The sequence below is a fragment of the Massilia sp. YIM B02443 genome (genome assembly GCF_030411955.1).
Classification (GTDB): Bacteria; Pseudomonadota; Gammaproteobacteria; order Burkholderiales; family Burkholderiaceae_D; genus Telluria.
Genome location: NZ_JASNRA010000001.1, coordinates 259,816 through 286,491 on the forward strand (window position 1 = coordinate 259,816; position 26,676 = coordinate 286,491).

29 protein-coding genes and 1 riboswitch are annotated in these 26,676 nt (G+C 67.0%); of the genes, 16 read left to right on the forward strand and 13 right to left on the reverse strand.

From position 1 onward, the window contains the following. Nucleotides 1-233 precede the first annotated feature (233 nt). From QPK27_RS01040 to QPK27_RS01055, 4 genes are all read right to left on the reverse strand, one after another. Nucleotides 234-1,085 (reverse strand): transposase, encoded by an 852-nt coding sequence (locus tag QPK27_RS01040; protein WP_290416337.1) that lies wholly within the window; start codon nt 1,083-1,085, stop codon nt 234-236. A 115-nt stretch (nt 1,086-1,200) separates the two neighbouring features. After that, nucleotides 1,201-2,010: a prolipoprotein diacylglyceryl transferase gene (gene lgt, locus QPK27_RS01045; RefSeq protein WP_290416338.1), complete on the reverse strand. Its 810-nt coding sequence runs from the start codon at nt 2,008-2,010 to the stop codon at nt 1,201-1,203. A gap of 2 nt (nt 2,011-2,012) precedes the next feature. Beyond that, nucleotides 2,013-2,906 carry a LysR family transcriptional regulator gene (locus QPK27_RS01050; RefSeq protein ID WP_290416339.1) on the reverse strand — a complete coding sequence of 298 codons (894 nt, stop codon included), beginning with the start codon at nt 2,904-2,906 and terminating at the stop codon, nt 2,013-2,015. Nucleotides 2,907-2,970: 64 nt separating this feature from the next. Continuing rightward, complete coding sequence (locus tag QPK27_RS01055; RefSeq protein ID WP_290416340.1) at nt 2,971-3,195, reverse strand: TIGR04438 family Trp-rich protein; 225 nt, start codon at nt 3,193-3,195, stop codon at nt 2,971-2,973. Nucleotides 3,196-3,387: 192 nt separating this feature from the next. On the opposite strand from QPK27_RS01055, the gene QPK27_RS01060 reads away from it, so the two are divergent. The 16 genes from QPK27_RS01060 (at nt 3,388) to bluB (ending at nt 15,755) form a co-directional block, all read left to right on the forward strand. Then, nucleotides 3,388-3,696 carry a c-type cytochrome gene (locus QPK27_RS01060; protein WP_290416341.1) on the forward strand — a complete coding sequence of 103 codons (309 nt, stop codon included), beginning with the start codon at nt 3,388-3,390 and terminating at the stop codon, nt 3,694-3,696. 148 nt (nt 3,697-3,844) lie between these two features. After that, nucleotides 3,845-4,062, forward strand: a riboswitch (cobalamin riboswitch). A gap of 113 nt (nt 4,063-4,175) precedes the next feature. Then, a complete protein-coding gene (locus QPK27_RS01065; protein ID WP_290416342.1) occupies nt 4,176-4,850 on the forward strand; it encodes an energy-coupling factor ABC transporter permease in 675 nt (224 codons plus the stop codon). After that, the gene (locus QPK27_RS01070) at nt 4,847-5,179 is read left to right on the forward strand and encodes an energy-coupling factor ABC transporter substrate-binding protein (RefSeq protein WP_290416343.1); all 333 of its coding nucleotides are present in this window, start codon (nt 4,847-4,849) and stop codon (nt 5,177-5,179) included. Before QPK27_RS01065 ends, QPK27_RS01070 begins: the two co-directional genes overlap by 4 nt. Further along, nucleotides 5,169-5,906 carry a cobalt ECF transporter T component CbiQ gene (gene cbiQ / locus QPK27_RS01075; protein WP_290416344.1) on the forward strand — a complete coding sequence of 246 codons (738 nt, stop codon included), beginning with the start codon at nt 5,169-5,171 and terminating at the stop codon, nt 5,904-5,906. Before QPK27_RS01070 ends, cbiQ begins: the two co-directional genes overlap by 11 nt. Next, nucleotides 5,903-6,754: an ABC transporter ATP-binding protein gene (locus tag QPK27_RS01080; RefSeq protein ID WP_290416345.1), complete on the forward strand. Its 852-nt coding sequence runs from the start codon at nt 5,903-5,905 to the stop codon at nt 6,752-6,754. Before cbiQ ends, QPK27_RS01080 begins: the two co-directional genes overlap by 4 nt. Further along, nucleotides 6,751-7,542 carry a precorrin-4 C(11)-methyltransferase gene (gene cobM / locus QPK27_RS01085; RefSeq protein ID WP_290416346.1) on the forward strand — a complete coding sequence of 264 codons (792 nt, stop codon included), beginning with the start codon at nt 6,751-6,753 and terminating at the stop codon, nt 7,540-7,542. The genes QPK27_RS01080 and cobM overlap by 4 nt, the downstream gene beginning before the upstream one ends. Then, entirely contained in the window at nt 7,539-8,558 is a 1,020-nt protein-coding gene (locus QPK27_RS01090) for a sirohydrochlorin chelatase (RefSeq protein WP_290416347.1), read from the forward strand. The genes cobM and QPK27_RS01090 overlap by 4 nt, the downstream gene beginning before the upstream one ends. Continuing rightward, nucleotides 8,555-9,229 carry a precorrin-8X methylmutase gene (locus QPK27_RS01095; protein WP_290416348.1) on the forward strand — a complete coding sequence of 225 codons (675 nt, stop codon included), beginning with the start codon at nt 8,555-8,557 and terminating at the stop codon, nt 9,227-9,229. The genes QPK27_RS01090 and QPK27_RS01095 overlap by 4 nt, the downstream gene beginning before the upstream one ends. Nucleotides 9,230-9,239: 10 nt before the next feature. Further along, on the forward strand, nt 9,240-10,442 hold the full coding sequence (locus tag QPK27_RS01100; protein WP_290416603.1) for a cobalt-precorrin-5B (C(1))-methyltransferase: 1,203 nt from the start codon (nt 9,240-9,242) through the stop codon (nt 10,440-10,442). Between the two features lie 13 nt (nt 10,443-10,455). After that, complete coding sequence (cbiE, locus tag QPK27_RS01105) at nt 10,456-11,760, forward strand: precorrin-6y C5,15-methyltransferase (decarboxylating) subunit CbiE (protein WP_290416349.1); 1,305 nt, start codon at nt 10,456-10,458, stop codon at nt 11,758-11,760. Beyond that, entirely contained in the window at nt 11,757-12,548 is a 792-nt protein-coding gene (gene cobI, locus QPK27_RS01110) for a precorrin-2 C(20)-methyltransferase (protein WP_374046991.1), read from the forward strand. Before cbiE ends, cobI begins: the two co-directional genes overlap by 4 nt. Beyond that, nucleotides 12,545-13,312 carry a cobalamin biosynthesis central domain-containing protein gene (locus QPK27_RS01115; protein WP_290416351.1) on the forward strand — a complete coding sequence of 256 codons (768 nt, stop codon included), beginning with the start codon at nt 12,545-12,547 and terminating at the stop codon, nt 13,310-13,312. The genes cobI and QPK27_RS01115 overlap by 4 nt, the downstream gene beginning before the upstream one ends. After that, entirely contained in the window at nt 13,309-13,725 is a 417-nt protein-coding gene (locus tag QPK27_RS01120) for a cobalamin biosynthesis protein (RefSeq protein ID WP_290416352.1), read from the forward strand. Before QPK27_RS01115 ends, QPK27_RS01120 begins: the two co-directional genes overlap by 4 nt. Beyond that, the gene (gene cobJ, locus QPK27_RS01125; RefSeq protein ID WP_290416353.1) at nt 13,722-14,729 is read left to right on the forward strand and encodes a precorrin-3B C(17)-methyltransferase; all 1,008 of its coding nucleotides are present in this window, start codon (nt 13,722-13,724) and stop codon (nt 14,727-14,729) included. Before QPK27_RS01120 ends, cobJ begins: the two co-directional genes overlap by 4 nt. After that, nucleotides 14,726-15,115, forward strand: a complete 390-nt coding sequence (locus QPK27_RS01130) for a ferredoxin (RefSeq protein ID WP_290416354.1) — start codon at nt 14,726-14,728, stop codon at nt 15,113-15,115. Before cobJ ends, QPK27_RS01130 begins: the two co-directional genes overlap by 4 nt. Then, on the forward strand, nt 15,108-15,755 hold the full coding sequence (bluB, locus tag QPK27_RS01135) for a 5,6-dimethylbenzimidazole synthase (RefSeq protein ID WP_290416355.1): 648 nt from the start codon (nt 15,108-15,110) through the stop codon (nt 15,753-15,755). The genes QPK27_RS01130 and bluB overlap by 8 nt, the downstream gene beginning before the upstream one ends. 22 nt (nt 15,756-15,777) lie before the next feature. Here the strand turns inward: bluB and QPK27_RS01140 are convergent, their stop codons facing one another. The 9 genes from QPK27_RS01140 to QPK27_RS01180 form a co-directional block, all read right to left on the reverse strand. Next, entirely contained in the window at nt 15,778-16,914 is a 1,137-nt protein-coding gene (locus QPK27_RS01140) for a branched-chain amino acid ABC transporter substrate-binding protein (RefSeq protein WP_290416356.1), read from the reverse strand. A gap of 130 nt (nt 16,915-17,044) precedes the next feature. Then, nucleotides 17,045-18,088, reverse strand: coding sequence for a CHAD domain-containing protein (locus QPK27_RS01145; RefSeq protein WP_290416357.1), 1,044 nt, complete (start codon nt 18,086-18,088; stop codon nt 17,045-17,047). Between the two features lie 409 nt (nt 18,089-18,497). Next, nucleotides 18,498-19,199, reverse strand: a complete 702-nt coding sequence (locus tag QPK27_RS01150; protein WP_290416358.1) for an SIMPL domain-containing protein — start codon at nt 19,197-19,199, stop codon at nt 18,498-18,500. Nucleotides 19,200-19,305: 106 nt separating this feature from the next. Next, nucleotides 19,306-20,850 (reverse strand): FAD-dependent monooxygenase, encoded by a 1,545-nt coding sequence (locus QPK27_RS01155; protein ID WP_290416359.1) that lies wholly within the window; start codon nt 20,848-20,850, stop codon nt 19,306-19,308. Between the two features lie 75 nt (nt 20,851-20,925). Then, complete coding sequence (locus QPK27_RS01160; RefSeq protein ID WP_290416360.1) at nt 20,926-23,067, reverse strand: NHL repeat-containing protein; 2,142 nt, start codon at nt 23,065-23,067, stop codon at nt 20,926-20,928. A gap of 119 nt (nt 23,068-23,186) precedes the next feature. Continuing rightward, a complete protein-coding gene (locus QPK27_RS01165) occupies nt 23,187-23,519 on the reverse strand; it encodes an H-NS histone family protein (RefSeq protein ID WP_290416361.1) in 333 nt (110 codons plus the stop codon). A gap of 156 nt (nt 23,520-23,675) precedes the next feature. After that, the gene (locus tag QPK27_RS01170) at nt 23,676-24,098 is read right to left on the reverse strand and encodes a hypothetical protein (RefSeq protein WP_290416362.1); all 423 of its coding nucleotides are present in this window, start codon (nt 24,096-24,098) and stop codon (nt 23,676-23,678) included. Then, nucleotides 24,095-24,520, reverse strand: coding sequence for a DNA polymerase III subunit chi (locus QPK27_RS01175; protein ID WP_290416363.1), 426 nt, complete (start codon nt 24,518-24,520; stop codon nt 24,095-24,097). Before QPK27_RS01175 ends, QPK27_RS01170 begins: the two co-directional genes overlap by 4 nt. Before the next feature lie 41 nt (nt 24,521-24,561). Continuing rightward, nucleotides 24,562-26,676: a M3 family metallopeptidase gene (locus QPK27_RS01180; RefSeq protein WP_290416364.1), complete on the reverse strand. Its 2,115-nt coding sequence runs from the start codon at nt 26,674-26,676 to the stop codon at nt 24,562-24,564.

Genomic DNA, 26,676 nt, shown 5'->3' on the forward strand with positions numbered 1-26,676 from the left:
AGAAAATGTACGCGGCTCTGTGCGATAAATAATTACGCAGTGGATTCAGTTTGCACAAGCAGTGGCGCCTGTGCTCAACATGGGCATCGGTTGCGCAGCGATCGGAGGAACCTGATGCAGGAGCGACCAACCACTTACAGGATCAAGTTGAAAAAGGTGATGGTGGTCGCACGAATACGAATTCGCGATGGCTCTAATGCATAAGTGCGATTACGCGCAGATGGATGAATCAGTCATTCAATCAAGCCGCTGTTTTCAAACCGCTTGATCGCCCGCCCCACCGTCTTGTAGGAAACGCCAAAATGCCGCCCGATCTCGCGCATTGTAAAAGCCGTCGACAGGTACGCTGCCGTCATCGCCTGATCCCGGTCCTGGTATTGATCGGCATAATCTTGCAGCGGCAAAGCTCCCAGCCGGCGCTGTTTTTTGGAAATCGCAGTCAGATCCAGCTCGCGTAGACGGGGACGCTGCAGCGCTTCAAATTCCGTGCTCCCCAAGACGAGTTGGTGGCGCACATCCTGCAATGGATCGACCGCTGTCATGCCATCGGCAACGAACGCCCGATATACATTGACGGCGCGGTCGCCATGGGTCGAAAACTGGTTCAGCAGCCAGTCGGTTACCAGCCACGCAGGTGCGGCCGTGACGCCGATGCTTGCATTGTAGTGACTCCACTGCCATTCACCTGCGTGCGCAACCAGTCCGGCGCGCACGGGGTTGAGTGCAATATAACGTGCGAGCTCGAACAGATGGCTCTCTCGTTGGATCAGTATGGCTTTATAGCGTCCCTGAAAGACATGCCCAACCCGATCGTGCCTGCGATTGAAATACTGCGAATAAATGCTGTTCAGTTGCCGCATTCCCTGGCTGAGGTTACCTTCAATCGTCTCGATAACGAGATGATAGTGGTTCCCCATCTGGCAATAAGCATGGGCGGCGACATTGAAGCGCGCGCTCACCAGGGACATAATGCTGAGCCATTTCCGGCGATCGGCATCATCCATGAAAATCAGCCCGCGGTTATCACCTCGGGCCGTCACATGATATAGCGCACCTGGAAATTCCAATCGCAGCGGTCGGTTCATCCGACTACGATAGCTGGCGGCGGCAGCCGGAATTTCGCATGGATCAAACGTCAGCGGATCGCGCTAAAGATCAGCCCGTGTCCACTTTTCGGCACTGACCCGTACGATGTTAAGCTCAGGCCGCCACCGGCTGGCGCGGCGCCTGGCGATAGGCCCAGGCCAGCATGATCAGCGCGGCCACGATCATCGGCAGCGACAGCACCTGGCCCGAGGTGATCGGCAGGCCGAATACCGTGGTTTCCCAGTCCGGCACGCGGAACCACTCGGTGAAGAAGCGCGCGCAGCCGTACAGCAGGGTGAACATGGCGCCCACCGCCAGGCGCGGACGCGCCTTGCGCGCGAACAGCCACAGGATGATGAACACCAGGATGCCGTCGACCAGCATCTGGTAAATCGGAGAAGGGTGGCGCGGGCCGGCCACGCCCGGCCACAGCATGGCCCACGGCAGGCTCGGATCGGCCAGGCGGCCCGGCAGTTCGGCGTTGATGAAGTTGCCCATGCGGCCGCAGGCATACCCCAGCGGCACCAGCGGCGCGATGAAGTCGTACACGTCGAGCAGGTTGCGCTTGCGCTTGCGCGACCACAGCGCCATCGCGATCAGCACGCCCAGGAAGCCGCCGTGGAACGACATGCCGCCGCGCCAGATCATGAAGATCTCGAGCGGGTGCTGCAGGAAGTACAGCGGCTGGTAGAACAGCACTTCGCCCAGGCGCCCGCCGAGCACCACCCCCAGCATCCCGTAGAACAGCATGTCGTCCAGGTCGTCGCGGGTCCAGCCCTGGGCGGCGACGTGCGGCATGCGGATGCGCACCCGGCCCAGGATGATGAACAGGGCGAAGGCCAGCACGTACATCAGGCCATACCAGTGGATTTGCACCGGGCCGAGCGAGATCGCGATCGGGTCCGGCTGCGGATGAATCAGCATAGTCAGTCTTTCTTTATCAGGTCCAGGAATCCCTTGAGGACGGGCGAGTCGTTATCGCGGCGCCAGGCCAGGCCGGTTTCGGCCAGCGGCGTCGGGTCCAGTAACGCACGGTATTCTACGCCCGGCCGCATCAGGTTCGACACGGATTGTGGCACAAGTGCCAAGCCCATGCCGCCGGAGACCAGGCTGACGATGGTCTGCATCTGGATCGCTTCCTGGCCGATGACGGGCGTGACGCCGGCCGCGCGGAATGATGCCAGGATGGCGTCGTGCAGGCCGGGCGCCAGCGCGCGCGGGAAGATCACCAGCGGCAGCGGCGGCAGCTCGCGCAGGCGCACCGGGCCCGGTGTCGACAGCGCATCCAGGCCGCTTGGCGCGCACAGCACCAGCGGCTCTTCCAGCACTTTCAAATAATCGAGTGCAGGATCGGGCGCGCCGGTCTGCAAGGGAATGACGAAGCCGGCGTCGATGCGGCCCGCCAGCAGCTCCTCGAACTGGACGTCGGAGGTCGATTCCTGCAGCACCAGCTGCACTTGCGGATAGGCCGCGCGGTAACGGCGCAGCATGTCCGGCAACAGGCCCAGGCCGGCGGTAGAGACGAACGACAGCGCCAGGCGGCCCGCTTCGCCGCTGGCCGCGCGCCGCACCAGTTCACCCAGGGCGCTGCTTTGCTCGATGATGCGCCGCGCTTCCGGCAGCAGGGCGCTGCCTGCGGCAGTCAGGCTGACGGTGCGGCGGTTACGCAAAAACAGCGCGGCGCCGAGCAGGTCTTCCAGGTTGGCGATGCTCTGCGACAGCGGCGGCTGGGTCATGTGCAGGCGCTGGGCGGCGCGGCCGAAATGCAGTTCTTCGGCGACGGTGACGAAATGGCGCAGCTGGCGCAGTTCGGGATGCATTGATATGTGCTACGTATGGACGCGATTTGGTGATACGTCCAATGTATCACATGGGGAAGCCGGCTCAGCGTCGCTTGTCGAGCGACTTTTTGACGCGCTCGGCGCGGTGCCGGTCCTGCAACGCGTGTTCCTTCTTCTTGTCGAGCCCCAGCATCTTTTCGATGAACTCGAACCAGATGAAGGCCACCACCATCAGTCCGATGATGTACCACCATGACAGGTCGGCGAAACGCCATACTTCAAAGCCGCGCAACGCGACCAGGGCGACGATGAACAGGATCAGGCGCATGATTCAACACTCCTTCGAAGCTGCCATCTTACAAAGAAACCCGATGCTGGAAGATGCTCTGTGGAAAATTAAAGACGTTTCCATCGCCGCCAGGTGTTACCAATGCCATGTCCAGGTTACAGAGTGTATCGGTCTGCGGTTGGTCCGGGGATTGCAGGTAGAATCGCTTCAGTGATAAACACGGAGAATTTCATGAAGCGCTCGCTGTCGTTATGTGTGATGTTGTCGGCCCTGGCCTCTGGCGGCGCGTTCGCACAGGCAGACCTGGCGAAGGCCAAGAACTGCATGACCTGCCACACGGTGCAGACCAAGCTGGTCGGCCCGGCGTACAAGGACGTGGCCGAACGCTATGCGGGCCAGAAGAGCGCCGAGGACAAGCTGGTGCAGAAAGTGCTCAAGGGCGGCGCCGGTGTCTGGGGTCCGGTGCCGATGCCTGCCAACCCGCAGGTAAGCGAGGCCGAGGCGCGCACCCTGGTCAAGTGGGTGCTGTCGACCAAGTAAGTCCCGAGCCACCTCCCGCAGTTCGATGAAGCGCGCCTGCTCAAGCACGGCGCGCTTTTTTCATGGCGCGCGGTGTCACGCCACGTCCCGGCAGACGCTTTAAAGCAGACTCATAGCAGACTCTTGCATTGAGGCGCCCGCGTTTCTTGTGTAAGATGCTCGTTTGGGTGCGTTCATCTTTCGCAAGAGATGACGTTAAACGGGAAACCGGTGACACCGCCTCGCGCGGCCATTCCGGTGCAGCCCCCGCTGCTGTAAGCCTGACGACTCCGTCGATACGCCACTGCCTGGTTGCACAACCGCGCGGGAAGGCACGGAGAAGGATGAAGGCGAGCCAGAATACCGGCCCGAATTGCCAGCACTATTCCCCGGGGTGACGGGAAGCCGCTGTCGGCCGGCTTCGCGCTCCTGAACCCTGTCGACCGTCCTTCTGCCTCCCCGCATGGTGTCCTTATCGACCATTCGACGGGAGGTTTCGAATGCATATCATGGAAGGTTTCCTGCCGCCGGCGCACGCCATCGGCTGGGCCGCCGCATCACTGCCGTTCCTGGCCTTCGGCCTGCGCAGCGTAAAACGCACGCTGGCCACGCATCCCGAACAGCGCATGCTGCTCGGCGTCGCCGCCGCTTTCGCCTTTCTTCTTTCCGCCCTCAAGCTGCCGTCGGTGACGGGCAGCTGCTCGCATCCGACCGGGATCGGTCTCGGGGCATTGCTGTTCGGTCCCGCCGCGATGGTCCCGGTGGGCTTCGTGGTGCTGCTGTTCCAGGCGCTGCTGCTGGCGCACGGCGGCATCACCACGCTCGGCGCCAATGTATTCTCGATGGCGGTGGTCGGCCCGTTCGTGGCCTATGGCGTGTTCCGCGCCGCTGCCAAGGCGGGCGCGTCGCGTTCGGTCGCCGTGTTCCTGGCCGCCTGCCTGGGCGACCTGGCCACCTACGTCACCACCTCGATCCAGCTGGCCTGGGCCTTTCCGGACGCCGTCGGCGGCTTTGCGGCCTCCTTCACCAAGTTCGCCGGCATCTTCGGCCTGACCCAGGTGCCGATCGCGATCAGCGAAGGTTTACTTACGGTGCTGGTGGTGAACGCCATGGCGCGTTTCAATGCGCACGAACTGCGCGCGTTGCCGGTGATGGCGATGGAGAAGAAGGCATGAAGATCCGTACCGTCCTGACCTGGAGCGCCATCTTGCTGCTCACCGTGCTGCCGCTGTGGTTCGCCAGCGCGCCGCCGGCCGAACCGGGCGCCGAGGCGCCCGCTATGTTCGGCGGCGCCGACGAGCGCGCGCAGCAGGCCATCAGCACCGTCGCGCCGCATTACACGCCGTGGTTCGAGCCGGTGTTCGAGCCGGCCAGCGGCGAGATCGCCTCGCTCCTGTTCGCGTTGCAGGCGGCGATCGGCGCCGGCGTGATCGGCTACTGGCTGGGCACCTCGGTGACGCGTGAACGCGCGCGGCGCGAAGCTGCGCAGTCCCATGCTGATTGAGACGGCGGCCTACGCCAGCCGCTGGCGCCCGGTGGCGCCAACGGCAAAGGCGCTGTTCGCATTGTGCGGCATCGGCGCGGCCTGGATCGCGCAGCGCCCGTCAATGCTGGCGGCGCTGGCCTGCATGCTGGTCTTGACTGCGCTGCTGTTCGCGCGCGTGCCGCTGCGCACCTATGCGGCGCTGGCGATCGCGCCGGTCGGCTTCCTGCTGTTGTCGTGCGTGGCGATGCTGGCCAGTCCCGGCGCGGACGGGCATTGGGGCTGGCATGGCGCCGCGCCGGACCTGGTGGCGCGCACTGCCTTGCGTTCGCTGGCGGTGCTCGCCGCGCTGCTTGGTCTGGTCCTCACCACGCCGCTGCCCGACCTGATCCACCTGCTGCGCCGCGTACGCACGCCGGAACTGCTGCTCGACCTGATGGTGCTGTGCTACCGCATGCTGTTCGTGCTGCGCCAGGCCTGGGACGATGGCGTGCAGGCGCAGCGCGCGCGTCTTGGTTATCGCGGCTGGCGTCACGCCTGGCGCTCGATGGGCCTGCTGGCCGGCCAGATGGCGGTGCAGGTGTGGCAGCGCGCCTCCGCCCTGCAGATGGCAGCCGATGCGCGCGGCTACCAGGGCGCGCTGCGCTTCCTGCCGGCGGTGTTCCCGCAGGCGCGGGCGCAGAATCTGCGCGCGGCGCTGGGCGGCGCGCTGCTGCTGGCGCTGGCCATCGGAGACCGGCTGTCGTGAATCCCGTGCTCGCCCTCGATGCGGTGGACCACGTGTTCGCGGACGGCAGCGCCGGCCTGCGCGGCTGCAGCCTGTCGTTCGAGCGCGGCATGCGCCACGCGCTGCTGGGCGCGAACGGCGCCGGCAAGACCACCTTGCTGCAGCACCTGAACGGCTTGCTGCGTCCGAGCGCCGGCACCTTGCGCCGGGACGGCCAGCCGTTCGACTACAGCCGCGCGGGCCTGGCCGAACTGCGGCGCCGCGTCGGCCTGGTGTTCCAGAACCCGGACCGCCAGCTGTTCTCGGCCCAGGTAGAGGAAGATGTTTCCTTCGGCCCACTCAACCTCGGCCTGGACCCCGCCATCGTCCGTGCGCGCGTGGCGTCCGCGCTGGAAGCGGTCGGCCTGCAAGGGCAGGGCGGGCGCGCGGTACACCACCTGAGCTTCGGCCAGAAAAAGCGCGTCTGCATCGCCGGCGTGCTGGCGATGGAACCCGAAGTGCTGCTGCTGGACGAACCGATGGCGGGCCTCGACGCGCCGATGCAGCACGAGCTGGCGGCGCTGCTCGACCGCCTGGCGGCGCGCGGCGTCACCGTGCTGCTGTCGACCCATGACGTCGATTTTGCTTATCGCTGGGCCGACCGCCTGCACCTGGTGGCGGAAGGCCGCTGCATCGCGTCCGGTCCGACGCGGCAGGTGGTACGTCAGGACGGCGCATTGCGCGCCGCCGGCCAGCGTCCACCTGCAGCGCTGGCGTTGCATGCATTGCTCACGGAGCGCGGCGTATTGGCGCCGGACCTCGAACCACGCAGCATCGACGCGCTGTTGGATGCGCTGCGCATCACTCATCCAGGAGAAGTTACGACATGATTCCAAGCACCCCAGGCAAGATCTGGTTTGTCGGCGCCGGCCCGGGCGACCCGGAACTCATCACGGTCAAGGGCCAGAAGCTGCTGGCGCAAGCCGGCGCGGTGCTGTTCGCCGGTTCGCTGGTCGACCGCGCCGCCACCATGTGGGCGCCACCCGGCTGCGCGATTCGCGATTCCAAGGACATGACGCTGGAAGAGATGACCGCCTGGCTGATCGACCAGGCCAGTCGCCACGCGACGGTGGTGCGTCTGCAGACCGGCGACCCGTCCTTGTATGGCGCGCTGATCGAGCTGGCGCGTCCACTGCGGGATGCCGGCATCGAATGGGCGGTGGTGCCGGGCGTGTCCTCGGCGATGGCCTCGATGGCCGCCGCCGGCGAGTCGATGACGCTGCCCGAGGTGACCCAGACCGTGATCCTGACCCGCGTCGAAGGCCGCACCCCGATGCCGGATGGCGAAGACCTGGCCAGCCTGGCCGCGCACCGCAGCACGATCTGCATCTTCCTGTCGATCACCCTGATGCACAAGGTCGAGAAGGCGTTGCGGGAAGCCGGCTGGCCGGAAGATTCGCCGATGCTGGTGGTGCACAAGGCCAGCTGGCCGGGCGAGCAGAAGATCCTGCGCGGCACGCTGGCCGACATCAAGGCGCGCTGCCGCGAAGCGGGCGTGGCCAGCCAGGCGATGATCGTCGCCAGCCCGACGCTTGGCGCGCTGCACTGGGAAACCCTGGTGCGCTCGAAGCTGTACGACCCCACATTCACCCACCGATTCAGAAAGGCCAGCGCATGACCGCGGCGAACCCATTGACCTTCATGCCCTCCAGCGGCGACACCATCCTCATCGTCGGCCACGGTTCGCGCGAGGATTCCGGCAACCAGGAAATCCGCGAGTTCACCGAGCAGTGGCGCGCCCAGCGCCCCGACTGGCGCATCGAACTGTGCTTCATCGAGTTCGCGCCGCCCGAGATGAACGCCGCGCTGCTCTCCGCCGCGCGCAGCTCGCGCCGGGTGCTGGTGGTGCCGCTGATCCTGAACGCGGCCGGCCACGTCAAGATGGAGATTCCGGAAGCGGTGGAGGGCGCGCGCGCCGCCTGCCCGCAGACCGAGATCCTGTTGGCACCGCACCTGACCGCCTGCGATCCGATCCTGGCGATCCTCAAGCGCCGCCTGCGCAAGGCGATGACGGCGCTCGACATGCCGGATCCGACCACCACCGGCGTGGTGGTGCTGGGACGCGGCTCGTCCGACCGCGGCGCCAACGGCGAGATGGCCAAGATGGCGCGCTGGCTGATGGAAGAGGGCGACCATGAACTGGTCGACCTGGCCTTCACCGGCATCACCTGGCCGCGCCTGGAAAAGGTCGTGCAGCGCCAGGTGCTGCTGGGCATGCGCCAGATCGTGGTGCTGCCGTACTACCTGTACACCGGCACGCTGATGCAGCGCATCCACCGCCAGGTCGAGCACCTGCGCGGCCAGTATCCGCAGGTGCGCTTCGCCTGCAGCGAGCATTTCGGCTTCGAGAAGGAGATCTTCGCGCTGATGGAAGAGCGGGTGGAAGAACTGCGCGCCGGCGTGCCGGGCAGCCGCCTGCCGTGCGACGGCTGCAGCTACCGCGAGCTGGCGCACGAGATGGGGCATGGCCACTCGCATGCGCACACGCACGACCATGGACATGCGCACGGGCCGGAGCATGCGCACGCACATGGGCACGATCATGGCCACGACCATACACACGACCATGGCCACGACCACGCTCACGGCCACGATCACGACCATGCGCACCACGCCAAGGAGCAGCCGGCATGAGCACGATTAACACCGTCACCGAGCAGCTGACCCGCGCCGGCCAGGCGATCGAGCACGACAGCTTCGCCATCATCGACGCCGAAGTCGGCCCGCACGCGTACACCGAAGGCCAGTGGCCGATCGTGCGCCGCATGATCCACGCGAATGCCGACTTTGACTTCAATGGCCTGACCGATTTCCACCCGGACGCGGTGGAAGCGGGCGTGCGCGCCATGCTGGGAGGCGGCGCGCCGGTGGTGGCCGACGTCGAGATGATCTGTTCCGGCCTGTCGAAGCCGCGCCTGGCGCACTTCGGCATGTCGACTTACCAGTTCATCAGCGACGCGGACGTGATCGAGACCGCCAGGCTGGAAGACACCACGCGCGCGGTGCAGGCGATGCGCAAGGCGCACCGTAAGGGTCTGCTGGACGGCGCCATCGTCGGCATCGGCAACGCGCCGACCGCACTGATCGAACTGGTGCGCCTGATCCGCGAAGAGGGCGTGCGCCCGGCGCTGGTGGTCGGCATGCCGGTTGGCTTCGTGTCGGCCGCCGAGTCGAAGGACCTGATGGCGGAGCTGAACGAAGTGCCGTGGATCGTGATCCGCGGCCGCAAGGGTGGTTCGACGCTGGTGGTGGCGGCGCTGCACGCGCTGCTGTCGCTGGCCGAAGCACGGCAAAAGGCTGCTTGAACCCATGGGCATGAAGGACAAGGCGGCCGAACGGGGCACGCGTACCGGCTTCACCACCGGCGCCTGCGCGGCTGCTGCCGCGCGCGCGGCGGTGCTGGGCATGGTCGACGGCCGCGTGCCGGAAGAGATCGAAAGCCTGCTGCCCAACGGCAGCCGGGTGCGTTTCGCCGTGCACGATGGACGCAGCGATGCGCAATCTGCGCACGCGATGGTGATCAAGTTCGCCGGCGATGATCCCGATTGCACCGACGGCGCTCATCTCACCGTCGATCTGCGCCTGTTGCCGGGCCAGGCCGGCGAAGTCACCTACGTCGCCGGCGACGGCGTTGGCACCGTCACCATGCGCGGGCTGGGCCTGGAAGTCGGCGGCCCGGCAATCAACCCGGTCCCGCGCCGCAACATCGCCGACAACCTGCGCGAAGCGGCGCCCGCACTGCTGCAGCAGCACGGCATCGAAGTCACGGTCAGCGTGCCGGACGGCCAGACCATGGCCAAGAAGACCACCAATGCGCGCCTGGGCATCCTGGGCGGCATCAGCATCCTGGGCACCACCGGCATCGTCAAGCCATATTCCACCGCCGCCTGGCGCGCCAGCGTGGTGCAGGGCGTGCAGGTGGCGGCGACCACCGGCCACGATGTGGTGGCCTTGACCACCGGCGGGCGCACCGAGACCTTCGCCATCGGCGCGCTGCGCGCCGAGCGGCCCGAATTGCCGTCCGCCTGCTTCGTGCAGATGGGCGACTTTTTGCGCTACGCGCTGGACGAAGCGGTGGCGCAGGGCATCGGGACGGTGGTGCTGGCGGTCATGGTCGGTAAACTCACCAAGATCGCGCAGGGAGAAACCATCACCCACGCCAACCGCAGCGAAGTCGACACCGACCTGGTGGCGTCGATCGCGCGCCGGATCGGCGCCGCGCCGGAAGATTGCGACGCCATCGCTTCGGCCGAGACGGCGCGCTTCGGCGCCGAGCTGATGGTCGAGCGCGGGCTGGGCGACGCCTTCCACCACGCGCTGGCCCAGGCCGCGATCGACACGCTCACCGCGCCCGACCGCTACGGCCGCGCTTTCCAGCTGCGCGTGCTGGTGTGCGACTTCAGCGGCGTGCAGGTGGCCGACGTTTGGTCGCTGCCGGCGCTGCCGCAGGAGCGTCCCGCCAGCGCCGGCCGGATCGGCATCGACCACCTGCCCGAAGCCGACAACTTCCACCAATGAAGCCATGGACACCATGCTGAAAGATCCCAATCCCTGCCGCGTGATCGGTGTGCTCGACGATGGCGTCGCCAGTCTGAGCCCGACCGCGCTGGCTTACATCCGCAACGCCGACGTCGTGATCGGCGGCGCGCGCACGCTGGCGTTGTTCGAACGCGAGTTCAAGCCGGGGGCGCTGCGCCACGATCTGACCAAGCGCCTGAAGGAAGTGCCCGAGTGGGTGCGCGCGGCGCGGGGCGACAACCTCGGCTGCGTGGTGCTGGCCACCGGCGACCCGCTGTGCCACGGCATCGCGCCGTACCTGGCGCAGCACCTGTGCGTCGACGCGCTCGACATCCTGCCGAACCTGTCGACGCTGCAGCTGGCCTGCGCGCGCGTCGGCCTGGCCTGGCAGGATGCGCGCATCGTCTCGGTGCATGCGCGCGACGCCGGCGAATGGACGCGCGGCAGCGCGCCCGGCCATGGCCTGTACGGGCTGGCGCAGGCGCTGCGGCGCGAGTCGCGCCTCTTGGTGCTGACCAGTCCCGATAATTCCCCCGACCGTATCGCGCGCCTGTTGCAGGCCGAAGGCCTGGCCGGTGACTTCCACATGGCCGTGGCCGAGAACCTGCTGCAGCCGGAAGAGCGGGTGCTGGCCGACCTCAATCCCGACGATGCGGCCGTCATGCGCTTCGCCGACCTGAATGTGGTGCTGCTGTGGCGCGTGACCGCTGGCACGAAGCCGGTGCGCTTCGGCCTGGCGGACAGCGAGTTCGCGCAGCGCCAGCCCGAGAAGGGTCTCATCACCAAGCAGGAAGTGCGCGCCGTGAGCCTGGCGCGCATGCAGCTGCGCCAGGACAGCGTGGTGTGGGACATCGGCGCCGGATCCGGCTCGGTGGGCCTGGAAGCAGCGCGCCTGTGTTCCGACGGTCACGTGTGGGCGACCGAGAAGAACGAGGCGGACTTCGCCATCGCCGGCCAGAACCACGCCGCCTTTGGTGTCAGCAACTACAGCCTGTTCCACGGCAAGGCGCCGGAAGGGCTGGACACCTGGCCCGATCCGGACGCCGTCTTCATCGGCGGCTCGGGCGGCGAACTGGCCGGCCTGATCGCCATGATCCTGGGGCGCTTGCGTCCGAACGGATCGCTGGTGATGAACTTCGTTACGCTGGAAAACCTGGCCACGGCCACCGCCACGCTGCAGTCGATGCAAGAGCAGGGAGTGAGCTGGGATGTGCTGCAGCTGCAGGCTGCGCGCAGCAAGCCGATCCTGCACATGCACCGCATGGCGGCCGAGAATCCGGTATGGATCGTCTGCGCCCGCAAAGGAGATACCCAATGAGCGGCACCCTGTGGGGCATCTCGCTCGGCCCCGGCGACCCGGGCCTGATCACGCGCGCCGCGTGGGAAGCATTGCAGCGCCGCGACACCATCTGGGTGTATCCGGCGCGCAGCGGCAAGACGCCGAGCTACGCCTTCGACATCGTGGTGCGCGCCGGCCTCGCGCCACCGCCTGAACACACGCAGCTTCTGTTCCCGATGACCCACGACGGCGAAAAGTTGGCGCGCGCCTGGCTGCGCGCCGCCGAGACTGTGCTGCCCTGGCTGCGTGCCGGCCGCGACGTGCTGTTCCTGGTCGAGGGCGACGCCAGCACGTATGCCACCTTCGGCCACCTGGCGCGTACCGTGCGCGCGCTCGACGACAGCATTGCCACACCCATCATCGCCGGCGTCAACGCCTTCACCGCCGCCTGCGCCATGGCCGACGTGCCGTTCGCCGAGCAGGACGACACGGTCGCCATCGTGCCGGCCGCGTATGGCGTGAGCGCGGTCGAGCGCCTGTTGCCCGACTTCGACACGCTGGTCTTGATGAAGGTGAAGCCGATCCTCGACGAGTTGATCGACTGGCTCGAACGGCGCGCGTTGCTGGATGGTTCCCACTTCATCGAACGCGTCGGCGCGCCGGACGAGCGGCGCTACAGCGGCGCCGAGATCCTGCAACTGCGCGGCACCAAGGTCAGCTATCTGTCGCTGCTGATCGTCAAGCACAACCACCGCATCCGCGGCGAACGCATCAAGGGCTGTCTCAAGAAGAGCAGCCCGCTACCCATCATTACGGAGACTGCATGAGCAATCCTTCCATCGTCACGCCGCCGCTTGCGCCACGTGTCTGCCTGGTCGCCATCACCAGGCACGGCGCCGCGCAGGCCGCGCGCCTGGCCGTCGACCTGCCCGACGCCGCGATCTGCACCTCGGCCAAGTTCGCAGCCGCCTTCAGCGACGTCACCAACACCGTGCGCGCCTACGACGGCGCGCTGCGCGACGAGATCGCGCCGTTGTTCGCCAACTACGACCAGATCGTGTTCTTCGTCTCGCTCGGCGCCGTGGTGCGCCTGATCGCGCCGCATCTGCGCAGCAAGGACGAAGACCCGGGCGTGATCGTGGTCGACGACGCCGGCCAATACGTGATTCCCGTGCTGTCGGGCCACGTCGGCGGTGCCAATGAATGGAGCGAGCGCATCGCGGACCTGATTGGTGCCGCGCCGGTGCTGACCACCGCGTCGGACGTCGGCCGCACCATCCCGGTGGACATCCTCGGCCGCCATCTCGGCTGGCGCGTGGAAGCACCAAAAATCAACATCACGCGCGTTTCGGCGCACGTGGTCAACGGCGAACCGATCGCCTTCGTGCAGGAAGCCGGCAGCCCGGACTGGTGGACCCGGCCGACGCCGCTGCCCGACACCATCCACCGCTTCGCGCGCTTCGAAGACGTCGATCTCGACAAGCATGCGGCCGTGCTGTGGGTGACCCACGCCGACGTGCCGCAAGAGCGCTGGGACGCGCTGCACGAGCGCCTGGTGGTGTACCGCCCGCCGCAGGACGACGCGGCATGACGACGGGTGGCGCCCGCTACACCGTCGGCCTGGGATGCGACCGCGGCGTGGCGCTGGAAACCGTGCACGAGGCGGTGCAGGCCGCGCTGATGCTGGCCGGCGCGCGCGCCGAGCAGGTGACGATGGCGGCCTCGATCACGATCAAGCAGGACGAAGCCGCGCTGCTGGCGCTGGCGCAAAAACTTGGATGGACGCTGGTGTTCTACCCGCCCGAAAAACTGGCGCAGGTCGCGGTGCCGAATCCGTCCGAGACGGTGCGCAAGTACACCGGCACGCCGTCGGTCAGCGAAGCGGCGGCGCTGCTGGCCGCCGGACCAGATACCTCGATGGCCGCGCTGGTCGTCGAAAAACACAAACACCGGGGCGCGGACGGCCGCAACGCCACCGTCTCGATCGCAAGGAAAGACCCATGAATACTGAAACCGAAATGCCCGTGACACCAAGCGCCGGCAAGATCATGCTGGTGGGGATCGGCCCCGGCAGCGTGGAGCACATGACCCAGCGCGCCCGCGACGCCATCGCCGAAAGCGACGTGGTGATCGGCTACGTCACCTACATCAAGCTGGTGGCCGACCTGATCGAGGGCAAGGAGATCATCCGCAAGTCGATGACCGAGGAACTCGACCGTGCCGTCAGCGCGCTGGAAGCGGCGCGCGCCGGCAAGAAGGTGGCCCTGATCTCGTCGGGCGACGCCGGCGTGTACGGCATGGCCGGCCCAACCTACGAGGTGCTGTTCCAGTCGGGATGGACCCCGGACGACGCGGTCCAGGTCGAGATCATCCCCGGCGCCTCGGCCCTGAACAGCTGCGCCGCCCTGGTCGGCGCGCCGCTGACGCACGACTTCTGCGCCATCTCGCTGTCCGACTTGCTCACGCCGTGGCCGACCATCGCCCGACGCCTGGACGCGGTGGCGATGGCCGACTTCGTGGTCGCCCTGTACAACCCCAAGAGCGGGCGCCGCACGCGCCAGATCGTGGAGGCGCAGCGCCTGTTCCTGCGCCACCGCCGTCCCGACACGCCGGTGGCGATCGTCAAGAGCGCCTACCGCCGCCGCGAGAACATCGTGTTCACCACCCTCGACAGCATGGCCGAGGCCGACATCGGCATGCTCAGCACGGTCCTGATCGGCAACAGCAACACGTTTGTCCGCAACGGCCTGATGGTCACGCCGCGCGGCTACGCCAACAAGTACGATATGGAAGACGGCGGCAGCACCCGCGAAGGCGAACGCGCCGGCCGCTCGCTGTCCACCGGCCTGCTCGGATGGCTGGAAACCCTGGCCGCCGAACATGCGGCGGGCGACAGCATCGAAACGCTGGCCGCGCGCCACCGCCTGCCGGCCGACTACATCCAGGCCACGCTGGACGAACCATGGGAAGCGGCGCCCGCCGCCGCGAGTGAGGAGACCGAAGCATGAGCGATATCGAGACCAAAGACGCGATCCAGACCGACGCCGGAGCGCAGCCGGTAAAACCGAAGATCGGCAGCTACCACCGCCACCTGCTGGTGTGCACCGGTCCGCGCTGCAGCGAAGACGGCGCCTCGCAGGCACTGTTCGACAGCCTGGGCGACAAGTTCAAGGCCAGTGGCCTGAACAACGGTCCGCTGCGCGTCAAGCGCAGCCGCGTCAGCTGCTTCGCCGCCTGCAAGGGCGGGCCGATCGTGTGCGTGCAGCCGGACGGCACCTGGTACTACAACGTCACGCCCGAGAACATGGACCGCATCATCGACCAGCACCTGTGCAAGGGCGAGAAGGTGGACGAGCTGGTGTTCCACCAGGCCGGCGAAGCGGGCGATGCCTGACGCCTCGGCCCACCGCTTCGGCCAGGCACAGCTCGACGGCGTCTACCGCGCCATCGCCGAGCGGCGCGACGTGCGCCACTTCGTGCCCGGCGCAGTCGACGAAGCGCTGCTGGCGCGCCTGCTCGCGGCGGCGCACCAGGCGCCCAGCGTCGGCCTGATGCAGCCGTGGCGCTTCATCCGCGTCAAGAGTCCTGATCTGCGCGAGCGGATCTGCGCGCTGGTCGAAGAAGAGCGTATCGCCACCGCCGACGCGCTGGGCGAACGCGGCGCAGAATTCATGCGCCTGAAAGTCGAAGGCATCCGCGACTGCGGCGAGGTGCTGGTGGCCAGCCTGATGGACGGGCGCGAACGCCATGTGTTCGGCCGCCGCACGCTGCCCGAGATGGATCTCGCTTCGGTCTCGTGCGCGATCCAGAACATGTGGCTGGCCGCGCGCGCCGAAGGCCTCGGCATGGGCTGGGTGTCGCTGTTCGATCCGCGCCGTCTGGCCAGGCTGCTCGGCATCCCCGAAGGCGGCAAGCCGATCGCCATCCTGTGCCTGGGCCAGGTGGCCGAGTTCTATCCGGCGCCGATGCTGGAGCTGGAAGGCTGGGCGCAGCGCGCGCCGTTGAGCGATCTGGTGTCCACCGACCGCTGGTGAGCACCACGCAGGCTCCGACGAGTTAGCGGATCACGTCCATCCGCGTGCGCTTGCCGCCTTTATAGGTGTACAGCGTCAGCGCGCCGTTCAGGATGTCGCCGGCCGGGTCGAACTGGATGGTGCCGGTGACGCCCTCATATTTGATCTTCTTCAGCTCCGGCAGATACCTGGCCGGGTCGGCCGATTTCGCGTTCTGCATCGCGCTGGCCATCACCATCACCGCGTCGTACACATAGGGCGCGTACAGCTGCACTTCGATGCCGGTCTTCTGTTTGAAGCGGGCGCGGAAGTCGGCCATCTTCTGCTCCTGCGCGCCTTTCACGCCGCCGGCTTCGGCGCACACCACCTTGCCTTCGCCGACCGCGGGACCGGCCAGGCGGCCCAGCGCTTCGGTGCACATGCCGTCGCCGCCCATGAAGCGCGCTTCGATGCCGAGCGCGCGCATTTGCTTGAGCATCGGGCCGGCCACCGCGTCCATGCCGCCGAAGAACACCAGGTCGGGCTTTTTGGCGCGGATCGCGGTCAGGATGGCGGTGAAGTCGGTGGCGCTGGCGGTGGTGAACTGCTTGTCGACGATCTTCACGCCCGGCCCCTTGGCGCCGCGCGCGAATTCGGCCGCCACCCCCTGGCCATAGGTGGTGCGGTCGTCGATGACGGCGATGCTTTTCACCTTGAGCGTCTCGACCGCATACTTGCCCAGCGCGCCGCCCAGCTTGGCGTCGTTGGCCACCACCCGGAACACGCCCGGGAATTTCTGCCTGGTGAACAGGGTGGCGGTGGTGGCCGGCGAGATCTGCACCAGGCCGGCGTTGTGGTAGATGCGCGAAGCCGGTACGCTGGTGCCCGAATTCAGGTGGCCGACCACGCCGTTGACTTTCGCATCGACCAGCTTCTGCGCCACCGCCGTGCCTTGCTTCGGATCGCTGGCGTCGTCCTCGGCCAGCAGTTGCAGGGTGACGCGCTGGCCGTTGATGGAGAAGCCTTTGCTGTTGAGTTCATCGACCGCCATGCGTGCGGCATTTTCGTTGTCCTTGCCGAGGTGGGAGTTGGGGCCGGAGACCGGGCCGACGTGGCCGATCCTGACGACTTGCTGGGCGTGGGCGCCGCCGGCGCAGGCCAGGGCGAGGGCGAATGCAAGGAGCTTGGTGCTGTGCCGCATGATGTCTCCGTGAAGTGAGGACTGCGCAGGGCCGCGCTGGCGGTCGACCAGGAATCGCAGGACAACGTTACCGCAATTGTCACTTCAGGAAAAGAGGGAGGGTGGACGGCGCAGCCGTCCACCCGAAGTGTCAGCGCGTGATGCGGCGCTTGGCGACGTCCTTCAGCGCCTTGCCCAGGCCCTGCACGCCGGCTGCGCTGCTGGCGGCGACATAGCCGCGCGCGTAGGCCGCCTGCTTGGCCACCTGGCTGCTGCCACCCTTGAGTTCATCGAGCAGGTGCTCGGCCACGGCCAGGTCGTTCAATTCGCCGAGACGGTCCTGCAGTCCCTCCAGGTGGCTGACGTAGCGCTTGACGCGGCGCGCCGGCAGCAGGTCGCGGAAGAATTCGGCCGCGTAGCGCGCCTTCTTGGCGGCGATGCGCACGCGGTGGCGGCCCGGGGCGTCGGTTTCGTCCAGCCCGTCGATGCGCTTGGCCAGGCGCTTCTCGGCCTTGCGCAGCAGGGGAGAAGCGCCTTTCCAGGCGCGCTCGTGCAGCGGCGAATCCTTGGCCAGCTTGCCGTCGGGCCGCCAGCGGCGCTCCTGCAGCCAGTCGTTGAGCTGGTCCATCAGTTCGGCGAAGCGCGGCTCGCGCAGCACGTACAGGATCTGGGCGTGGTGGGCCACGGCGCGCTCGTGCGCGGCCTGGCGCAGCGCGGCGGCGTCGATGCCCTGCACCTTTTCCAGCGTGGATTCGGTCAGCACGTCCCAGTCGCGCGCGGGACCGAGTTCGCTCGACAGCCACTCGATGCTGGCGTGCAGGGCGACCGGCGGCGCGGCCAGGTCCTCGAACATGGCCAGCAGCGCGCGCAGGCGGCGCAGGCCGACCCGCATCTGGTGCAGGCTTTCGACGTTCTTCTGCAGCACGCCGGGGATATTCGCTTCGATCTGGCGCACGCAGTTGATGCCGATGCACTGGAACGCGTCTTCCAGCGTCATGCGCGCGCGCAGGCGTACTGGTTCGGCCTTGACCGGACGGATCCCGGCCGGCGCCTGGTCGGCCTGCGGTTCGTTGGCGGCCGGCTCGCCAGTCGCGGTCTCGCCTGGCGCTTGCTGCTCCTGCGGCGGCGCGGTTTTGTGCAGGTCGGGCTGCTTGTCCTCCGGGGCCGCGGGTTTCGGTTTTTGTTGGTTGGCCATACGTCATCCTTTCACTGTGGGCAGCACAGCGGCGGGCGGGGCGCGAAGAAGGAACGGCATCGGCGCCCGGCATGCAGTCCGCTGGCTGTTCGTCGCCGCAGCGCACCCTATGCGCGCCGACGACGACGGGTTTTAGCAGTTAGCTTGGAACTCATTCAATACTGTGTAGTCTTATCATTCGGCGGTGAGTTCCACCGTATCAGCCTGTGGAGAAGACGGCTCTGGCCCTGCAAAATTGCAGGGTGAAACCAGCTTCGACGAAGCAGGAATTCAACAGTAAAGCAAGCTGTAAATAGTTTTACGTAAGTTTGAAGGAACGGTTGATGAACTCATCATACTCCTGGTTCAGCCGCCCGCTCATCCATCATGACAGGACCATGACATGGCAAAACTTGGTGCGCTGCGCAGCCTATTTGCCGATCCGGTAGATCACGTCCACGCCCTGCACCAGCTTCATCGCCGCTATCAGCAGCGGGTCGCGCGGCGCGCCGGCGGGCGTCGTGTAGCGCGGGGCGTCGGTCGCCAGTCCCATCGCATTGGACAGGTTCTTGAGCGGCGCCAGCGCCACGCCGTTGGCCGGACCCAGCCTGGCGCCGATGCCGCGCGCGATGTTCTGCGCCTTGACGCGCGCCGCGCCCAGCGCCTGGCTCACCAGTTCGGCCTCGATCTTGTCGGCGTCGCTGCGGCTGAAGGACACCGCCAGCGACTCCACGTTGGGCATCGTCATCAGGGCCTGGATCAGCGCCGTCCAGCCATCGAGTTTGCGCACCGTGACGTGCACCGCGCCGCGCGTCTCGATGCCGGTCACCGTGTCGCCCTGCTTCAGGTGGCGGCGCAGGATGTCCTGCACCGAGATGTCTTCCATCGCCACGCCGTGTTCGGCGAACAGCGCGCGCGACGCTTCCAGGCGCGCCATCACCAGCTTCCACGCGGCTTCCAGATCTGCGTCGGTGCTGACGATCTCGAAGTCGATCTCGCCGGTGTCGGGCATCACGTTCAGGTCGGCCGAGGCGTTGACGTGGATGAACGGATACGAGGGCAGGTCGGCGGCCCGCGCGCCGGTGCAGGTGGCGATGACGATGGCGAACGCGATGGCGAGTCTGTGCAGCATGGCAGTCCTTGTGATGGCGGGAGACGCTCCCTGGGAATGCCAGCTTAGATTATCTAGACAATGATGTCTACATTGTGGCGTGAAGTCATGCGCACCAGGTAAATCGTCAGCAGAAGCGGCGGTAGGCGCGGTCGCGGAAGTAGCGCGCGATGGCGTCCGGCCCGGCGCTGGGGTCGCACAGCGCGACGTGGCCGTCGGGCCGCACCAGGTAGTGGGCGTTGCGCACGAAGCCGGCGGCTTCATGCGCCGCGCTCCAGGGGAATTCGCGGATCGGCATGCCGTGCAGCGCGCACCAGGCGCGCAGGGCGTCGCCGGCCGCGCCATAGACCTGCACCTGCCAGTCGATGCGCTCCAGCGGCGCGTGGTTGTCCGCACGATCGCCGTCGGCGCCGACCCACGGCAGGCGGTCGCCGGCCTTGATCGCGCCGGCGCTGCCCACGCTCAGCGGGCTGTCGTGGTAGCTGATCGTGATCTGCGAGACGATCCGGAACAGCAGCTCGCGCACGGTGTCGATGCCGTAGGCGACGCTGGCGAACATGGGGGCGATGTGGATGCGCACGAAGTCGGCCAGGTTGCCCTCGGCGGTGATGAAGGTGAACATGCGGTCGGTGGTGTCGACCAGCTTGCGCGCGAAGGCGATGCGCTCGCTCTCGTAGCTGTCGAGCAGGCTGTCGGGCGCTTCGCGCCGCACCACCGCGGCCAGCTTCCAGGCCAGGTTGACGGCGTCGCCGATGCCGGTGTTCATGCCCTGGCCGCCGGCCGGGCTGTGCACGTGGGCGGCGTCGCCGAGCAGGAACACCTGGCCGCTGCGGTAATGGTTGGTGACGCGGTGGTGCACGCGGTAGGTCGAGAACCAGTGCACGGTGTCGACCTCGATCCCGAGGCTGCTCAGGGCGCGGTGGGCGACGTCCTCGAAGGTCCAGCTGGCCGGGCCGTGCTCGCGCTGTTCCGGCGAGCGCTCGCGAACGGTGCCGACCAGGCGCGCGCGTCCGGTGTCGGTATACGGCAGCAGGATCACGAAGTCGGCGGTTTCGAGCGACAGGTGCACTTCGCCGTCCGCCGCCGGGCCGCGCGCATCGACGTCGGCCACGTAGAACACGTGGTCGTAGGTTCCGCCGGCGAAACCGGCGCCGAGCTGGTTGCGCACCCTTGAACTGGCGCCGTCGCAGCCGCACAGGAAGCGCGCCTCGCATTCGCGCTCGCTGCCGTCGGCGTCGCGCAGGCGCGCCAGCACGTAGTCGTCGCGGTCTTCAAAAGCGACCAGTTCGACCGGGCGCCGGACCTGCACGCCGCCAAGTTCCAGATGCCGGATCAGGAGCCGCTCGTGGCGGTCTTGCGGATAGACCAGGATGAACGGGAAGGGCGTCAGGCACGCGCCGGCCGAGCGCAGCGCCAGGTGGGCCTTGCGCTTGCCGCGCACCCACAGGTTGATCGCATCAATGCGCTTGCCGGCGGCGACCGTCTCTTCGGCCAGGCCGAGCTGGCGGTACAGTTCCAGCGTGCGCGCCTGGACCGCCATGGCGCGCGAAGTGGCGCCCGGCGCGGCCGCCTTGTCGACGATCGCGACCTTGACCCCCTGGTGCGCCAGCCACAGGGCCAGCACCAGGCCGGTCGGTCCCGCGCCGGCGATGAGTACGTCGACCTTGTCCATGGCGCCCCTCCGGCCTTTTTCCTCCTTCGTATCTAGATGGCGGCGCCGGCGAATGGTTCCCGGACGAGGGCGATCCTACTCGACGGTGAAGGACAGGTCGCGGCCGGCCTGCGCCACCTGCCCGGAAAAGTCGGCCGCGTGGATGCGCAGGATGTAGGCGCCGGGCGCGAGCGCGTCGATCTTCCAGGCGCCGGTCTCGATCTCGCCGTCGCGCATGCGGTTATTCAGCGCATAGTCGAACTGGGTCGAGGCGCTGCCGTAGACGGTGATGCCGCTGGTCGGCGCATAGACGGCCTTGACGGCGTCGGGATTGCGCGGCAGGCGGTCGTACACCTGGGTGATCAGCGGAGCTTCGTAACCCGGCAGCGGCGTGCCGTCGGCGCGCAGCAGCTGGTAGCCCAGCTTGTACAGGCCGAGCTTGCGCCGCGCCAGGTTGCCGTTGACCTGGTCGTAGGCGTTCACCACCACCTGCAGTTCGCCCTGGGCGCGCGTCACCGTCAGCGGCTGGCCCTTCCTGGCCGTGATGCGCTTGCCGGCGGCGTCGTACAGGGCGATGCGCTGGATCGTCGGCGGCACCGTGTCGGTGAAGCCGGTGAAGGGCAGCGTCAGGGGATTGACCACCGTGCCGCCCTGGTAGTAGTCGAGGTGGACGTGGGCCATGGCGTTGATGGTGCCGAGCGCGTCGCCGACGGCGAAGCGGGTGCCGCGCGCTACCCGCACGCGTTCGGCTTTTCCTTTGGCGTCGCGCAGGATCTGGAAGCGCGGGTCGAGCGCGCGGCCGCGCGGATCGCGCCCGACGCGCATGTGGATGTACGACAGCGGGCCCACCGTCAGGCCTTCGCTGAGCGTGTTGAAACCCCAGTTGGCGTGCGGGTCGGTGACCTTCGACGGCAACACCGCCAGCACCTTCGATCCGACGTCGGCGCGCACGTCCAGGCCGGCATGGAAGTGGTCGCGGGCGTCGCCGTTGTAGGCGCCGCGCACTTCGCCCATCACGCCGACTACCTCGTGCACCATGTCCTGCGGACCCACCGGCCACGGCATCGGTTCGCTACGCTTCGCCAATGCCGGACGCGCCAGCTGCGGCGCCGCTTCGCCGGCGCGCGGGGGGGCCAGGCGCAGCACGCGGTGGGCGTTGGCGTCGGCCACCACCAGGCTGCCGTCGCGGTTGACGGCGATGCCGCGCGGCGCGGTCAGCTGCACCGTGCCGTCGCTGCCGAAGCCTTGTGGGTCGGCCGGGCGGTCGGCGTCCTGCAGCGGACGCAGTTCGCCCTCGGGCGTGCGTTGCAGGATGCGGCCGCCCGCGCTGGCGGCGATGTACAGGTAGCCGTCGCGCGTGACCGCCACGCCGGTCGGGCGGCGCAGCGGCGGGCGGCGTTCGCCTTCGAGCGGCATCGCCACCGTGTCGACTGTGCCGTCGGCGCCGATGCGGCGCACGGCGTGGTTGCCGGTGTCGGCCACGTACAGCGTGCCGTCGAGGGCGACCGCGAGCGCGCTCGGGGTGTCGAACGCGGCTTGCGCCGCCGGGCCGTCGAAGAAGGCGGGCGCGCCGCTGCCGGCCAGCGTGGTGACAGTGCCGTCCCTGGCGATGCGGCGGATGCGGTCGTTGTAGGTGTCGGCCACGTAGACGATGCCGGCGGCATCGACCGCGATGCCGACCGGGCCGTTGAACTGGGCGGCGCGGCCGACGCCGTCCAGGTAGCCCGGGCTGCCGTTGCCGGCCAGGGTGGTGACGCTGCCGTCCTTGGCTATCTTGCGGATCGCGTGGTTGCCGGTGTCGGCCACGTACAGGTTGCCTTCATGGTCGAGCGCGACGGCGGACGGGGTATTGAACGCGGCGGCGGCGCCCATGCCGTCCGTAAAACCTTCGCTGCCGCCGGCCAGGGTGGCGACCGTGCCATCGGGCTGGATGGTGCGGATGCGGTTGGCATTGCCGCCGTCGGCCACGTAGACCGTGCCGCGCGGGCCGATGGCGACGCCGTACGGGTCGCTGAAGCGGCTGGCGGCGGCTGCGCCGTCGAGCGCGCCGTCCTGGCCGTCGCCGGCCAGCGGATGCACGCGCGCCGGCCAGAAAGGGGTGGTGTCGGCGATGGCGGGCGTGAACACGGCCAGGGCGGCGCCCGGCTGGCGTTCGATGGTGTCGGTAAAGGTGAAGGCGATGCCGGCCGCAATGACGGCGGCGCCGGCCAGGGCGGCGATGAGGGTTGTGCGTTTCACGAAGACGGCCGAAAGATTGCTGAGGCTGCAATCTTAGCCGATGAGACCGGTTTCAAGCGAAACGGTGAATGCGATTGCCGCCGGACCGGGGTCGCGGCGGCGCGCAGGAGAAAAACGTCTTAAATGCGCAGGTCGTCCAGCGATTTGCCCTTGGACAGTGCCTCGGCCACCCATTTTGGCTGACGGCCGCGGCCGGTCCAGGTCTGGGAATTGTCGGCCGGGTTATGGTATTGCGGATTGACCTTGGCGCCGGTGGACTTTTTGGATTTGCCACTGCCGCCCTTGGCGACCAATTCTTCGACCGAAATACCCATTTTCTGGGCGATCTCGAGAATTTGCTCGCGCGCTTTTTTTACATCCAGATGCTGGCGGTTTTTGATCTCCTTTTCGATGTCGAATTGAAGACCTTTCAGCTCAGCGAGGTTGTAGCCCGACAGATCGATGTTTGCCATTATTAATCATCCTTTATGGGTGGATCGTTTCAAGGAAACCGCATTTCTGCGTAACCGCGAAAAGGATTTTACTATTTAATGGTTAATAATGAATGACAATCGTGCGCGGGGTAATTGGCGTACAAAAGACGCCACGGATTCCCAAGAAACCCCTATTTATTTACCCAGTGTCTGTATATGGGCAATTTCTTGAGAAACTGCGCGGCTCACGACTTCGCCCAGCGTGCCTTGCAGGCCGAGGCGGATTTCATCGGCCAGGTCGCCCAGCGCCCGTTCGACCGCTTCGGCAATGCCTTCGCGCAGGCGCTGTTCCAGCACGAAATCGACGCGGCCCTGCAGCTGTTGCAGGATGCGGTTGGTGACGCGCCGCTCCAGCACGCTCCATTGCTCGCCGCTCCAGCGGTCGACGGCGCGCCGTTCGAGCTGTTCGCCGATGTCGTCGGTCACGTCGCGTTCTGCCGCGACGGCCGGCGCGACCGGATCGACCGCTTCCGCTGCCACCGCAGGATCGGCCTTCGGTTCGGTCACCACCTCGGTCAATACCGGAATGCTCGCATCGAAAGCGGGATCGTGGTTCATGACTGGCCTGCGACAAAATGGGTGAGTGGATAGGATTGTTTTTTATACGCGACGTAGCGCTTGCGGCCTTCGGCGGCGTCTTCCTCGTCGGTCGAGATAATCTCGAACACGCGCGCGAATTGCGTGAAATTGGCCGGCGTGCGGCGTGTGAGATTCACCAGCATTTCATGGTGCGGCAGTTCGGCCGATTCTTCGAACGTGATCACGATCGGCGTTTGCGGCGCCAGCGGGTCGCCCGCCAGGACGTGCGGAATGAAATCGAGGTCGGACACGGTCCACAGCGAGGCATTCAATTCCTCGGCCTGCGCCGCATTCTCGGCCAGCACCACGACCTTGGCGCGCGCGGCATAAGCCTTGCGCGCCAGGCGGCAGGCGTAGGCCAGCTTGTCGGGGATATTGGTGTGAAAGTCGATCCGGGTCATGGTTCAAATAAAAGAGGGAGGGCGAAAGCCCTCCCGATACATCAGGCGTGTGCGCCGGCAGTGGCGCCGTCCACGCTCATGCCGCTATGGCGCAACAGCGCGTCGATCGATGGTTCGCGGCCGCGGAAGGCCTTGAACGATTCCAGCGCCGGACGCGAGCCGCCCACCGACAGGATCTCGCGCTGGAAGCGGCGGCCGGTCTCGAGCAGGTCGCCGCCGTCGCTCGATGCTTCTTCAAAGGCCGCGTAGGCGTCGGCGGACAGCACCTCGGCCCACTTGTAGCTGTAGTAGCCGGCCGCGTAGCCGCCCGCGAAAATGTGGCTGAACGAGTGCTGGAAGCGGTTGAAGTCGGGCGGGGTGATCACCGCGAAGTTGCGGCGCACCTCGTTCACCAGCTCCTGCACCTGCTGGCTGTGCGGGTCGAAATCGTAGTGCAGGTGCATGTCGATCAGCGAGAACTCGACCTGGCGCAGGGTCTGCATCCCGGACTGGAAGTTCTTCGCCGCCAGCATCTTGTCGTACAGCGCGCGCGGCAGCGGCTCGCCGGTCTTGACGTGGGCGGTCATCTGCTGCAGCTTGTCCCACTCCCAGCAGAAGTTTTCCATGAACTGCGACGGCAGCTCCACCGCATCCCACTCCACGCCCGAGATGCCCGACACCGGCAGCTCTTCGACTTCGGTCAGCATGTGGTGCAGGCCGTGGCCGAATTCGTGGAACAGGGTCGTTACTTCGTCGTGCGTGAACAGCGACGGCTGCAGCTTGCCGTCCACCGTGGCCGGCGGGGTGAAGTTGCAGACCAGGTAGGCGACCGGGGTCTGCACGGTGCCGCCGCCCAGCACGCGGCGGCCGCGCGCATCGTCCATCCAGGCGCCCTGCGCCTTGCCGGGGCGGGCGTACAGGTCGAGGTAGAACTGGCCGACCAGCTGGCCGTCACGCTCGATGCGGAAGAACCGCACGTCCGGGTGCCAGACCGGCGCGTTATCGGGTTTGATCTGCACGCCGAACAGGTTCTGGATCACGCCGAACAGGCCTTCGACCACCTTCGGCTCGGGGAAGAATTCCTTCACTTCCTGGGCCGAGAAGGCGTAGCGCTGTTCGCGCAGCTTTTCCGAGGCGTAGGCCACGTCCCAGCTTTGCAGGTCGTCGATGCCGAGCTGCTCGCGCGCGAAGCTGCGCAGTTCCTGCAGGTCCTGCTCGGCGAACGGACGCGCGCGGCGCGCCAGGTCTTCCAGGAATTCGATCACGTGCTGCGGGCTCTGCGCCATCTTGGCCACCAGCGAGACGTCGGCGAAGCTGCCGTAGTCCAGCAGTTTGGCTTCTTCATTGCGCAGTTTGAGCAGGTTGACGATGTTGGACGAGTTGTCCCACTTGGCCAGGTCGCTGAACATCACGCCGGTGTCCGAAGCCTTGGTGGCGCTGGCGCGGTACAAGGTCTCGCGCAGGCTGCGGTTGTCGCAGAACTGCAGCACCGGGAAGTAGGACGGGAAGTGCAGGGTGAACTGGTAGCCGGTCTTGCCGTCGCGTTCCGCGGTGGCCTTGGCTGCCTGCTTGGCGTCGTCGGGCAGGCCGGCCAAGTCGGCTTCGTTCTCGACCAGCAGCTTGTAGTCGTTGGTCGCGTCCAGCACGTTTTCCGAGAAGCGGGTCGAGAGTTGCGACTGCTGTTCCTGGATCTCGGCGAAGCGCGCCTTCTTGTCTTCGGGCAGTTCGGCGCCGCCCAGGCGGAAGTCGCGCAGGGCGTTTTCGACGATGCGCTTGCGCGTCGGGCTGAGCGACTCCCAGGTCGGGCCGTCGCGCAGCGCCTTGTACTTGGCGAACAGCGCTTCGTTCTGGCCGATCGAGGTCGAGAACTCGACCACCTTCGGCTGGTTTTCGTTGTAGACCGCGCGCAGCTCGGGCGTGTCCATCACGTGGTTCAGGTGACCGATCACGCCCCAGGCGCGGCCAAGCTTCTCGCTGGCGTCGTCGAGCGGCGCCAGCGTGTCCCAGGTGACGTTCTCGATCGGGGCCTCGAGCTGGGTGACAATAGCTTTGGCCTCGGCGATCAGGCCTTCGATGGCCGGCGTCACGTGCTCGGGCTTGATCGCGTCGAAGCGCGGCAGGTCGCCGAAGTCGAGCAGCGGATTGTCGAGCAGGGGATTGCTGGTAGCGGTCGTCAT